Below are 13,268 nucleotides of genomic sequence, written 5' to 3' on the forward strand. Positions count from 1 at the left end.
CGAAACGAGGTAAACTTTAACAGCCGGGGTAGGACAGAGCGGGATGCTTAATATTTTAAAGTTATTTAGATTTGAAACGCCGCGTTTCACCAGCAGCACAATAGATTAACCAAATATAGATCAATAGGACTTATTGTTCCATATTATCGATTCATGTGGAAAGAAAAACCCACTCAGGAGGATTTCAAGCTTATCATTTAATAAGCGTTGTTGCTCCGGTTCTTGCGTTAGACAACATAACACTTAATAGGTGTATGTGCAGCTGCAGGACTTATTCTATCTGAACTATGAACCAGTTTTTGAAAGCCTGATACTAAGGTCAGCCTATTATTGTAATAGTAGGACGATATGGGATATGGGCTTCGCTGATCATCCTGCTGTCAACACTCCTCCGGTCGCCTTCTTGTGTTATATATTTACTAGATGTCCAGCCGGCTTTGACGATATCAGACAGCCTTTAATATGGAAATCGCGAGATATTTCTGATATATCGGGCACTCATTACGCAGCAGAATGTTCAAAGCCGAGATTTTTTCGATCTGGCTTCACCCGTTTTAGCTTCTGAATCTTCATCAACTGAAGAGCTGTTGCAATAACCGGCGAATCCAGATTTAATGCACCGTTGACCGGTCCGCTGGAAAGTGTGTTTTCGTTTTCTCTTTGACCATAAGCAATCAGCAACTCAACAATTCTGATTGCTTTTTACGTTCAGTAATCAAGATACCAATCTCAATTGCGTTTGTTGCAATTGTGGTTCTTTAGGGCCAAAAAAGATTCTCTGATAAACCTCCTCTATGAAATCGTGCTCGCCAGAAATAACCGGTAACTGACGATAATCAAAATATACATAGTTTCTATAGTTAAAATCTTTTTCACCCCTTTCAATGCTCAGACGATCTAATTCTGCATAAAACTGATACTTGCATTTTTCGTGCTCTATTGATATGTACATTTTCTTATAATCTAGACTGAAATAATTTTTCAGGATTTTCGGATACTAAGTGAGAATCCTTTTCAGACCTAAACGATATCTGTACCAAAGCCGAAATATTTAAAAAGGGCTGTTCTGAGGCTCATATGGTCAAAAATTTGTGCTCAGCGATTAGAAATTTTTAAAGGTGTGGGGCACTTTTTACTCATTATCGGCCTTCCAATATTTCAAGCTGCTCGGCTATTTGGGTCATAAACTTGTTTGGCAATATGGTGCCATGGATTAGTCTCCAACCGTTTCCATCCCTTCAGAACTAGTATTCTCTACCCTTACTGTTCATTATATACCAGCCGTTATAACTTCGTGTTACCTTTCTGGTATAATTTCCCTGATACCGAATCCGGATAACTGCCATGGATCAAAGGTAAGGCATGCTAATGTTTTTAGCAAAGATTAAGCACTTTCCTTCGTTTGTGAATTTTCTCATCCGAATATTTGCACATTAATTCACCTTTCTCTCAATCTGCACATCTGCATATCTACTCATTTGCACATTCTTCTACCGTTCCCTCAATAATTCCTACCGTTCACCCTTTTTTCTGCTTATAAATTTTAATTAAAGGTTTGATTGCTTAGTTTCAAAGGCTTTAGATTATCAGGCGTTTATGCACCCTTAGCTATTTGAAATTCAGTCATGACCTGGATTCCCATTTTAGAGAGAAAGCCTGCAGACCTACAGCAGGATTGATTTTCGACGAGAAATTAGACAACTCAGACCAGGTAATCAGCGATAATGTTGAAAGGTTTAGATACCCACTAACTTATAGAACCAAATCATATGAAAACTAAAAATACTATCCTGTTCATTGTGTTCATCGTGTTTATCGCTTTGATGGTCACGATTAACACTGCAAGTGCACAGTCCGCCTTGAAGACTACATACAAACTAGATAAAGTAACCTACAGAATCGCAGACGAAAAAATGCGGGACGAAGACCGTGATTGCAAAAACTAACGAAGTACCTGGTTACTGCCAGTGTCAGATCCGTACCGCCCATACTCATATCAGAATCAACCTGGTATATCCGGTCTGCTTCTTCGTGATGCCGGTCATAACTTAACTCACCGCTTACATATCGGGCTGTTAAAAGAGCAGCAGACCCCGATCGCTAATCCTTCGACATTTATTAGGGAGAAGGTTTTATTCTTCAATAAATTTCTGGAGGCGAGTTTTACAAAAGTTTGAAGCATGGCACCACTGGTAGGTATTAGATATTAGGCGTGCTGATGCTATCACTCACTTCGTAAACTCTTCACCGGATTTGCTGTTGCTGCTTTTATTGCCTGGAAACTAATGGTGATTAATGCGATAAATAAAGCAGTCAATCCTGCTAATAGAAATATCCACCAATTCTGATTGAGGCTGATACGGTATTCATAATTCTGTAGCCAGCTGTACATTCCGTAATAAGCAACAGGGCAGGCAATAATGATAGCAACAGTAATTAGTTTGACATATTCTTTAGACAGTAGAAAAAGGATGCCTCCAACTGATGCACCCAAAACTTTCCGGACGCCGATCTCTTTTGTTCTTTTAAGTATTGCATACGAGATTAAGCCCAACAAGCCCAAACAGGCCAGGAAAATTGCAATGCCTGAAAAAATAGCCGTCGTTTTTCCAAATTGCAAATCGGTCTTATATTGCTGATTGAACATTTCATCCAGGAAAAAATAATCAAAATTATGTCCTGGCAATGTGATGTTCCAGGCTTGTTTAACTTCAGCCATGGTCTTTTGCAGGTCGGCAATTTTAACTTTTACGGCTATATAGCCCTTTGCGTTTTTTTGATACCAATGGATCATTGGAAGGTGTTTTTCTTTTAGGGATTGCTGATGATAGTTTTTAACCACACCAACCACCATAGGTTGGTTTCCCCATAAATTTATCTTTTTACCGACAGCATCTTTCGCGGTTTTAAACTCAAGCATCCTCGCAGCTTCCTCGTTTATGATCACTTCACTTATCACATCCGGGTTGCGGGCCAAGCCAGCCGAGAAGTTATTTCCTGCTGCCATTTCTATGTTCATCAAGGGAATAAAGGCCGAGTCAATCCCATATAAGTAATAATTGTATCCAGAATTACTTTCTCTGCCATATTGTACAACACCACTTATGGTATTTAATTCGTGAAGGCTCACACCCGGCAAGGACTCCACAATACTTATTCTTTTTATGTTGGGGTCTTGTAATAGTCTGTTTTTGAATACATGAATTTTAGCAAGTTCAAGAGAATCCTGTTTTGCTATCGCCGGTGCTTTAATCACCAAAATGTCTTCAGTTTTCATTCCCAGGTCTTGGTTTTTCATGTAGTTAACCTGCTTGTTAACGATGATTGCCCCTGCTATCAGAATAAATGTGGCTGCAAACTGACCGACAACCAATCCTTTTCTGAGTAAATGTCCTTTAACCGAACCCGTAAAGCTTCTTTGCGTAACAGCAATTGGTTTAGTGGCCGATAGAACAATGGCAGGATAAAAACCGGAGAGGATCACATTAAAGAAAAATAACATCAGGAGGCTTTGCCAGAATGAAAAAGATTCAAGCAAATTCATAGGGATGTTTTCGCCGATGATTTCGAGGTAGAATGGTGTAGTAACCTGGATCAGGAAGAGCGCTAACAGGGTGGCAATTGCATTGATCAGCAAAAATTCAACAATAGATTGGGCGATGATTGATCCCCGGGACGAACCAACAATTTTCCGTATAGCTGTTTCTTTAGCCCTTTCGATAGATTTAGCAGTAGTTAAATTAATATAGTTGATGCTGACAATCAGTAGGATCAGGACAGAAATTAACAATAAGAAATTGACGGTTTGCGCACTGCCATTTATTTCGGGCTCAAATGTTTTGTTAGAGTATAAGTGAATGGTTTTTACCGGTTCTGCAACCAGGATTTTCTCGTTAAGCTGTTTTTTAGAAAAAGCTTTTAACCTGGTATTAAACTTTTGCAAGTTAACTGAGGGATCTAACTGTAGGTAGGTATAATTGTTATTACCGTTCCAGCTGTTTAGGTCCCATCCCCATCTTTGTAACGAACTAATAGAAATCAAAAAATCCATTTTAAGGTGGGTATTTGATGGAATATCTTTTATTACGCCAACTACTTCTAAGCTTTCTTTATAGGGCATTACTTTCAGGGTTTTGCCTATGCTGTTTGCGGTTCCGAAATATTTCTTTTCCATGCTTTCGGTAATTACCACTTGCAGAGGAGCATTTAAAGCAGTGCTTAAATTTCCCTTGATCAGTTGCAGCTGCCAGACTTTAAAAATACTCGGATCAACGGCATATATTTTTTCTTCCGCGAAACGCTCATTCAGGTAACTTACTTCCCTGATCTGTTCTATGCGCTGAATGCGCACATACTCTTTTACGTCAGGCATAGTTGATTTAATAGCAGGCCCGAGTGGAGGATGGGTTTCGCAATCCGTTATTACGTATTCAGAACCGTTATACAGATCGAGGGTTACCCGGTACAGGTTGTCCGCATTGGGAATAAAGTTTTCATAGCTTTTTTCAAATCGCACATAATGTATGATCAGCAGGAAGGCTGTCATCCCGGCGGCCAATCCTAAAACATTGATTATTGAAGAAACCCTATTTCTTAATAAACTTCTGATCGCGACTTTGAAGTAAGTTTTTAGCATAAGGGTGAATTTTAGCTTTTGGGATGTTTATGTATTAGCAATGAGCACTTGGTAATGTGCATTATTCAATTGTAAGAGGCAATACGCAATCTGCCTTTAATATTTCATTTTTCTTCATCTACGCATTTGCATATCTGCACTATCATTCACTTCTTAAACTTTTAACCGGATTCGCCATTGCTGCCTTTATTGCCTGGTAGCTAACGGTTAAAAAAGCTATCATTAGAGCCATTAACCCGGCGATGACGAAAACCTCGTAACTTATATTTGTTCGGTATTCAAAATTCTGCAACCATTTATTTATTGCATACCAGGCAATGGGTACTGCGATGATTATGGCAATGATTACCAGTTTTAAAAAGTCTCTACTGATCAGTTTTACAATGCTGCCAACGCTTGCGCCTAATGTTTTTCTTATGCCTATTTCTTTCGTTTTTACCTGTGCGGTGTAAGTGGCCAGTCCAAATAATCCTAAGCAGGAAATGAAGATGGCAATACCTGCAAAAACATTAAAGAGGGTACCTGCACGGTGATCAGATTCGTATTGCTGTTCAAAATTTTTATCTAAAAAATTATAACTGAAAGGGCTGTTACCTGCATACTTTTTATACTGCTTTTCAACAGCAGCTATGGCATCCTGTGTATTGTTGGCGGTTGTGCGTACATAAAGTATGTTCCTGCTCCAGGTTGAGAAAAATATTAAGGGCGATATTTTTTCTTTTAAATTTTGGAAATGAAAATCTTTTAGCACACCTGTAATTGTTCCTTTCCTGTTCCATAAGCTTATTTCTTTTCCCACGTAAGGAGGCTTAAGCCCCATTTGTTTCACTGCGGTTTCATTCAGGATGAAGTTCGAACTATCTGCCGGTGTTCCTGTAAAGTTTCCCCCTTCAGCAAACTGCATTTTCATGGTTGGGATGAATTCTTTATCTATAGATGCCGGTGTGATCATCATATTGGTATTTTCTGGTTTTCCCTGCCAGGTGATATCGCCGGTTGACGAGCTATGATTTGAAAAATTATAGATACTGCTTGCAGCAACGTTCAAAATACCTGGTTGGCTATTTAACTCCGTTTTTACAGCATCTATATGGTCCACCACTTCCTGCGTTAACGGAACAGAAAACACGTAACTTTTATCGTAGCCCAAATCTTTATTTTTTATAAAGTCCATCTGGTTGCTCATAACAATAGTACAAACCAGCAGTATCACAGAAATAGCGAACTGAAAAATTACTAACCCCTTTCTAAACGAGGCACTACCAAGACCTGGAGTAGCTTTTCCTTTTAAAGATTCTATAGGCTTAAACGAGGACAAAAGGATAGCGGGATAAATGCTGGAAGCGATCAATGTACCCAAAACGGCCATCCCTGATGCTTTCCAGACCTGTGTATCTGCCAGGCTAAAGGACAATGTTTTACCCGAAACATTGTTGTAAAGCGGCATCAGCAGCATGATTAAAACAACGGCTAGTACAGCTGCAAAACAAAATAACACGATAGTTTCTGTAGTGAACTGAAAGAATAACTGGCGTTTTTGTGCACCCACAATTTTGCGGATACTGACTTCTTTTGCCCGTATTAACGAACGTGCTGTGGAAAGATTCACATAATTAATGCTGGCAATTGTCAATAACAAAATAACTACCAGCATAAAAATCTGAACCATTCTACGCGCCGCATCATTCCCATCGGCGCTTGTTAAATGAATATCGGCCAGATTTTGTAATTGAAACGAGGTTTCACTATCACCGTTACGTGCTTTTTTATATGCCGCAGAAAATGCTTTTTCGGTTTGTACCGGGTTTGCATTGGGTCGTAATTTCACATAAGTAGTGAAAGAATAATTGCCCACATCCGCATCAATGGTTTTCCAGTCTCCGTTTCCACCATTAACGGTAAATTGCTGCGCATAAAAGCCCATTGGAAACATCGCATCATAACGGATGGAGGAGTTTTCAGGAAAATTTTGTAACACAGCGGTTACCGTAAACAAGTTTCCTTGAAAGCTGATCGTTTTTCCCATCGCATCTTCTTTACCAAAGAGTTTTTGTCCTGTTGATTGGGTAATCATTACCGAATTGTTATTTGGAAGGGCAGTGGCTCTATTCCCTTTTAATAGCTGAAAGCTGAACATAGATAAGAAGCCGCTATCCACATAAGCTGTTATATTTCCGTCGAAGATTTTGTTCTTATTCTTATCTGAAAGTATCTGGTCGAATTCCTTTTGTATTCTAACAACAGATTGCACCTGCGGGATAGATTTTGCAAACACTGCCAAAGGGCCAGGCACACCGGTCCAGGTCAAATTCTCGCCATTGGATCTGAAATGCGAACTAACCTGGTAAATGTTCTTATAATCTTTATTAAACTTATCATAGCTTAACTCATTTTGCACCCACAGCAGCAACATAATTCCTGTTGCCAGGCCAACTGCCAAACCACTGATGTTGATTGCGGCATAGAATTTATTTTTATATAAACTCCTAAAGGCGATTTTGATGTAATTTTTTAGCATAATGTTAGGCTTTGAGCTGTCAGCAATGGGCTTTCAGCCGGGTTTTGTTGATTAGCAATCAGTGATCAGCTTTCAGCCAGTTGAAGGCAATCAGTTTTATATATTGTTAAATAATAATATGCTTTTTGCTTTTAATCGCTGATCTCTAATAGCTTACAGCTTATCGGTTTAGCGATTATAGTTATCACATATTAAATCTGGGGCCAATAATGTAAGTGACTGTACATTAATAAATTAATCAATGAGCCTAAAGTAAACTGCCCGCTTTCGAACACCCGGTGCACGGTAGTGTTACAGCTTGGTATGCCACAAATGATCTGATCACCTACTAATATGGTGACGGGAAAAAATCATTTTCCAAAAAAAATATTGATAAAATGCCTTTATGGATATGCTGACCTGCAAGAACTTCCCTACCGTTCCCTCAATAATTCCTACCGTTCACCTTTTTTTCCTGCTTATTTATTAACAATGCCTATTACTTGACCGCAAACGAATGAAGTGCTACTTACCGTCCTATAAATTCGGAAATGAAACCGGGAAACTGAAAACCATGTTGGCGACGGGAAGCAGGAGCGGGCATATTAATAACGCACAACATTCCACATTTTAATTCTGAAAAAAAATCAAAGCAGAAAGAAGAAATGGCTCTCTTCAGGAGACAGGCCGGCTAGTAGCAATTATGTGGGCAATTCCGAAGTTCCGCTGGCTTTTAAACGGCAGTCAATGAGGGACACTATTTTAATTCCGAAAAAAGAACTTCTACTTGTCGCATTATCTACATTTGGTACGTAATGATGTATAAGTGATCAAATGATCTCTGATTTAAGAGTACACTGTAAATTATCAATCTGAAGTATGAAACTATCAAAATTATTAATTGGCGCGCTGGTAATTGGCCTTGCCACACAGGTAGCCGGTTGTAAAAAGGAAAGCCTTGCCGAAAAGGAAAAGGCGGTTAAAGAAAAGAAGATGGGTTCCTGCCCGGCTTGTGGTATGGGTTAATTAACTGGATTTATTAAAATGCCGGAAATTATCCCCTCAATAGCCTGCAACCTGGATGCCGATATCCTTACGGCAGCTTTGCCTCTATTAAGCGAATCGCGTGTGGGAGGAATTGAATGGTCGTTTGACACGCTTTACCAGGTTGATGAAGTTCCGGAATGGTTCACAGATCTTCTATCTGCTTATAGTGCAGAAGGACGACTTGTGGGGCACGGCGTTTTCTTCTCTTTATTTTCCGGCAGATGGACAAGCGAACAACAGCAATGGCTCAATGAACTGACGGCACTATCCGCGAAATATCATTTTGACCATGTTACTGAACATTTCGGTTTTATGACTGGAAAGAACTTTCATCATGGCGCCCCCCTAACCGTCCCGTATTCTAAAACTAGTCTGGCTATAGGCCGTGATCGCCTGACACGTATATATGACGCTTGCGGTTGCCCGGTTGGACTTGAAAACCTGGCTTTTTCGTACACACTCGATGAGGTTAAGCATCATGGCGAGTTTTTGGAACGCCTGGTCGAACCTGTAAATGGGTTCATTATCCTCGACTTGCACAATCTTTATTGCCAGCTGCATAATTTCTCGGTTGACTTTGATACGATAATCAGCCTTTACCCTCTTGACCGGGTGAGAGAAATTCACATTTCAGGGGGCAGCTGGGATGATTCAATAGTAAGCAACCGAAAAGTAAGAAGAGACACACATGATAGCGCCGTACCCAAGGAAGTCTTTGATCTCCTAAAACTGGCGATCGAGAAGTGTCCCAACCTGAAATACGTAGTGTTGGAGCAACTGGGAACAGGGTTAAAGAGCAACAATAACAAAATAGACTATTATCAGGATTTCCGGAAAATGGAATCTATCGTAAAGAAAGAAAACAGAAAGCGCCTGCCTTTCAATACAAATTCATTTTTACCTTTAAATCCTAAACATCCCGGGGTCGTTTTAGAAGATGAGCAGCTTTATATACAGCAACTGCAGCTCTCAACAATATTGAATTCCGCTATATCCTACCTGGATGCCGCCCAACAACTGGCTGCATCAACTCTCGCAAATTCAGAATGGAAAATTGAAGAATGGAAGCCGCATATGCTGGAAACGGCAATCAAAATCGCTAAAAAGTGGAAAGCTCCTTCGCTGTAATACTCAAGTATTCCTTATTTGTGCATCTGTTTTCTCCGGGTGGTTTTTAACTGCCTGGGGTTTCACAACCGCTCATTGGCTAAATGGAATTGCATTTCTTCTCGGACTTGTTCTGTTGGTTACAGGTGTTGTTCTGTTTATACAGAAACTGACTCAGTGAACAAACAGTTTTAGCTGAATGACTTAAGTACCTTTTAAATGAATAATCCTGTGTTAAATCGAGAACAGCAGGTCTCACCGACGACTGTCTTGCTTCCGCTTGCCACCGGTCGTAAAGTGTATGTCTACCTTCGAATTTTAGCATCTCTGACGCTCAAAGAGGGGGTTGCAATTAGCAATCGTAATAGAAACAGGAAATGAGACGGAAATCAGATTGCGAAATGGTAAAGATTTTTGTGTTAGTGCTAATCGCTCTAACATTTTTTAGCGCGGCACCATTTGACCACGAATGGATTTTTATTGCGCAAGTCGAGTATAGTGTAATATCAAATTTTATGCTGCAACATCCAACTTACCGGATAATATGGTTGGTGAGTATCATTGCCCAAATTGGAATAATCAGGAGCTACTTCTTAATTGGCAAATCATATTTTGGTTTTTATATAATAATATCGCCTTTAATATATCTGATATGTAAAATATTTTTATTTACGCTTTTTAGCATTTCATTAGTTCCTTTCTTAATGCTCTGGATCGGGATTTTAGTTGCCTCCCATAGTATATTAGCGTTCCAGACAAAAACCGAAGTGAAAACTACCGCAGGTTCCTCAGCGAGAGATATTGCTGGTACAAAACCGCGATGACCGACCGCTATAAATCATAGCCCTTTATCGAATCATTTCAATCACAGTTCCAGACATCTTTTACCGTTCCCTCAATAATTCCTACCGTTCACCCTTTTCTAGGCCATGAATTCTCTTTACTGGCAAATTAAGCGGATATATAGAGAACCCTGCTCAGGCCTTTAATGCAATAACTGTTGGATCTTACACGCTAAAAGATCAGATAGATCTACATCAATTTCCTGGTTCGCTGTTGTTATCTCAGCATGGCGAAATGGCTTCATGCAACACCACCTCTTTGCCATGGTTTCAAGAATGGCCAAGAAAGCCCGATATTGTTATGGAAGGCGGCAATCACGGTATACAAAACGGTTCTTTGATTGATCCGGATTCCTTACAGCTTTTATCGACAGGAAAAGGTGGACTGGGAAGACCTTGGTTAACAGCCTTTGGCGATACCAGCGCTTCAACCGCATTAGCGAGTAAATTCGCAGCAGAATTGTATTACTATTATCCTGATTACTGGCCGGAAACAATAAGGGCATTAATTATCCATTCTGCCGACTGGACACCGGCTATGTTAGGCGGCCACAGTATTAATGAACTAACCCCCGAACAAAAATTAAGGTTAATTGCTTCGGTTGGATATGGAGTTCCAAACTTTCAAAAAGCGAGATACAGTGCAAGCAATTCCCTTTCCCTGATCATTCAAAGGTCGATAAAACCTTACAAATTGGCGGATGGTCGTATTAAAACAGATGAATTCCATATTCTTGAATTGTCCTGGCCGGTTGAGGCACTTCAGGAAATGTTGGCTACTCAAGTGCAATTAAAGGTGACACTTTCCTATTTTATTGAACCCAACCCGGGCAATAAGCAATACGAAATGGCCGCAAGTTATCGTTCGCACGGTTTACGTTTCAAAATGATTGACACGTATGAGAGCGATGAAGCCTTTGCCGCCCGGATTAGCAGAGAGTCAAGAGACGAAGGGTATGCTGCAGAGGGTAAAGAGCGTTGGATCCTCGGCGCCCAAATCAGGGATAAAGGTTCAATTCATAAAGATATATGGCTATCCACTGCGGCAGATTTAGCTACCAGGACTAAAATAGCTGTTTATTCTGTCGGAGGCTGGTGGAAGAACCGTAAAAACCTGAAAAGGTATGATTACTCAATACGTTACAGTTTGGTGGCTACCATTGATAGCCCTGATAATGGTATCGATATATACACGCCAGTACTAATAAGTATTCCGATTCAAGTGACTTAGGATGGATAGCCGGTTGGAACCAAGCAGCAATTATCGATGTTCAATACGTTAGATAGCAATAAGTGCCCTGCTATACATTTGCTTTAGTAATGCACTTTAAAAAAAGAACATAAAACCTGGACATCGTTTCAGTTTTTTTTGTTTTAACACCCTCCATATACGCTATAAATCATAGCCCATCACCCAATCATTTCAATCAAAGTTCAGACAATTTTTACCGTTCCCTCAATAATTCCTACCGTTCACCCTTTTTATAATCTCGTTAGTACCGATCATCCTATCTTGGACAATACTTTCTTTCAAAGTGAAGATGTTGATCGAAACATCCTCACATTAAAGAAGATCGCTGCCTGGCTGGTAAGTATGCGCCGACTATCGAATCGGTTATATGCCTTCAGAAGGAAAGGGGGGAAGAAGCTTTGGTAAAATTAACTAAGCAATTCCTTGGTAAATTCACAGTTAGCAGAAATAATTTGACAATCATTATGGGCCTATTTGACTTTTTAAAAAGAAAAAACAAAGGAATTGAGGATACTGAATTTAATTCAACACAATTTCAAAATGAAGTTTGTGCTTTGGCATTATGGAAATTAGAAGAAAATAACTTAAACCCTGATGTAGCTATATCCGAGCTAGAAAAAATTGGTTTAAATGTGGAACAAATTGAATATATCTTGACTAGAGCAAAGGGATTCTTAAAGCAGGGAAATGCACCTGAGAAACCCGATTCAGGGATAGAAAAACAGATATTTTGTAATCAGGAATATCAAAATGAAATTTTAGCATATGCTCAAACAACATACTTTGAAAATAAACATAGTTATGAAATTGTTTCGCGAAATCTTGTAGAAAGAGGTTTGAATCAAAATCAAGCGAATGAAATAATATCAAAATTAAAACTGCTAACCTCTGACCTCGTTGACGATTTTCAAAAAAAACTAGATTCAGGAATTATCTCAGATATCAAAATAACACCATCCTCAAAACATACTAAAGGAAATGTTGAAGCTGACCAGGTAGACAGATACATTGCTTATGGAGCTTTCCAAATGGACAGAGGTGATTTAGATAATGCTTTAGAACTGTTTGATAAAGCAATCGAGCTCAACGAAAAAGCAACTTTAGCGTTTGCGAACAAGGGAACATTATTTTCAAAAAAAGGTGATAGTGAAAAGGCATTGCACTTTTATAATAAAGCACTTGAAGTTGAACCAAATCATGTTCAGATTTTAGAAAATAAAATGGACTTATTATTTGAAATGATGAATGAGTCAAATGAAAATGAGTTCATTAGTACCGTAAAATCCATTTTACGAAATGACCCGAATCATCCTAATGCTTTAATCTATATAATTCAATCTCAATTAAAGGAGGGTGACAATGAAAACGCCCTAAAATCTTTAAAAAATCTATTTTCGAACTATCACAGCGAACCTATTGCAATACAATTATTACTTGACATATTTCAAAAATTTCCTCTTGACAAAGCTATAAATGAATTTAAGGTATTTGAAACAAACCTTAATAATGATGCGAAATATCAACTGCAATATTGCAAAGGCCTCTATCTAAAGGGAATCGGGAAGTATAATGAAGCTATAGAATTATTCGAGAACTTGAACCAAAAAAGCGAGTTCTCTTGGAATTACTATCAAATGGCGATAATGAAAAATCTTCAGGACAAAACGGATGAAGCTCTGAAATTGCTCGAAGTCGCATTCAAAATGGAAACTGAATTGAAAAATGATGCAAAGCAATTTCCTCAGTTACAAAATTTGTGGACGAATCCTGATTTTATAGAGATTACGAAATAAAAATAATGCCTTTTCTAACACGGGGCGTCGCCTCCGAACTGTCGAGCAAGCTAAAATCTAATCGCTTAGTCATGTTAAGGAATGACTAAAAGTT

General features: G+C 39.1%; 8 protein-coding genes. 5 read left to right on the forward strand and 3 right to left on the reverse strand.

Translation table 11 applies throughout. From position 1 onward, the window contains the following. Nucleotides 1-501: 501 nt before the first annotated feature. Entirely contained in the window at nt 502-681 is a 180-nt protein-coding gene (locus tag AC1MCB_RS03620; protein ID WP_479967386.1) for a hypothetical protein, read from the reverse strand. A gap of 1,088 nt (nt 682-1,769) precedes the next feature. Between AC1MCB_RS03620 and AC1MCB_RS03625 the strand changes: the two genes are divergently transcribed. Beyond that, nucleotides 1,770-1,946 carry a hypothetical protein gene (locus AC1MCB_RS03625; protein WP_479967387.1) on the forward strand — a complete coding sequence of 59 codons (177 nt, stop codon included), beginning with the start codon at nt 1,770-1,772 and terminating at the stop codon, nt 1,944-1,946. Nucleotides 1,947-2,224: 278 nt separating this feature from the next. On the opposite strand, the gene AC1MCB_RS03630 is transcribed toward AC1MCB_RS03625, so the two are convergent. Together AC1MCB_RS03630 and AC1MCB_RS03635 are read right to left on the reverse strand one after the other, a co-directional pair. Then, a complete protein-coding gene (locus tag AC1MCB_RS03630) occupies nt 2,225-4,636 on the reverse strand; it encodes an ABC transporter permease (protein WP_479967388.1) in 2,412 nt (803 codons plus the stop codon). A gap of 142 nt (nt 4,637-4,778) precedes the next feature. Next, nucleotides 4,779-7,154, reverse strand: a complete 2,376-nt coding sequence (locus AC1MCB_RS03635; RefSeq protein ID WP_479967389.1) for an ABC transporter permease — start codon at nt 7,152-7,154, stop codon at nt 4,779-4,781. 858 nt (nt 7,155-8,012) lie between these two features. Between AC1MCB_RS03635 and AC1MCB_RS03640 the strand changes: the two genes are divergently transcribed. From AC1MCB_RS03640 to AC1MCB_RS03655, 4 genes are all read left to right on the forward strand, one after another. Continuing rightward, the gene (locus AC1MCB_RS03640; RefSeq protein WP_479967390.1) at nt 8,013-8,159 is read left to right on the forward strand and encodes a chryseobasin-related MNIO class RiPP peptide; all 147 of its coding nucleotides are present in this window, start codon (nt 8,013-8,015) and stop codon (nt 8,157-8,159) included. Nucleotides 8,160-8,177: 18 nt separating this feature from the next. Next, nucleotides 8,178-9,308: a multinuclear nonheme iron-dependent oxidase gene (locus tag AC1MCB_RS03645; protein ID WP_479967391.1), complete on the forward strand. Its 1,131-nt coding sequence runs from the start codon at nt 8,178-8,180 to the stop codon at nt 9,306-9,308. A 942-nt stretch (nt 9,309-10,250) separates the two neighbouring features. Continuing rightward, on the forward strand, nt 10,251-11,360 hold the full coding sequence (locus AC1MCB_RS03650; protein WP_479968782.1) for a S8 family serine peptidase: 1,110 nt from the start codon (nt 10,251-10,253) through the stop codon (nt 11,358-11,360). A gap of 485 nt (nt 11,361-11,845) precedes the next feature. Beyond that, a complete protein-coding gene (locus AC1MCB_RS03655; protein WP_479967392.1) occupies nt 11,846-13,174 on the forward strand; it encodes a tetratricopeptide repeat protein in 1,329 nt (442 codons plus the stop codon). Nucleotides 13,175-13,268: the final 94 nt, after the last annotated feature.

The organism is Daejeonella sp. AP26, assembly GCF_056680515.1.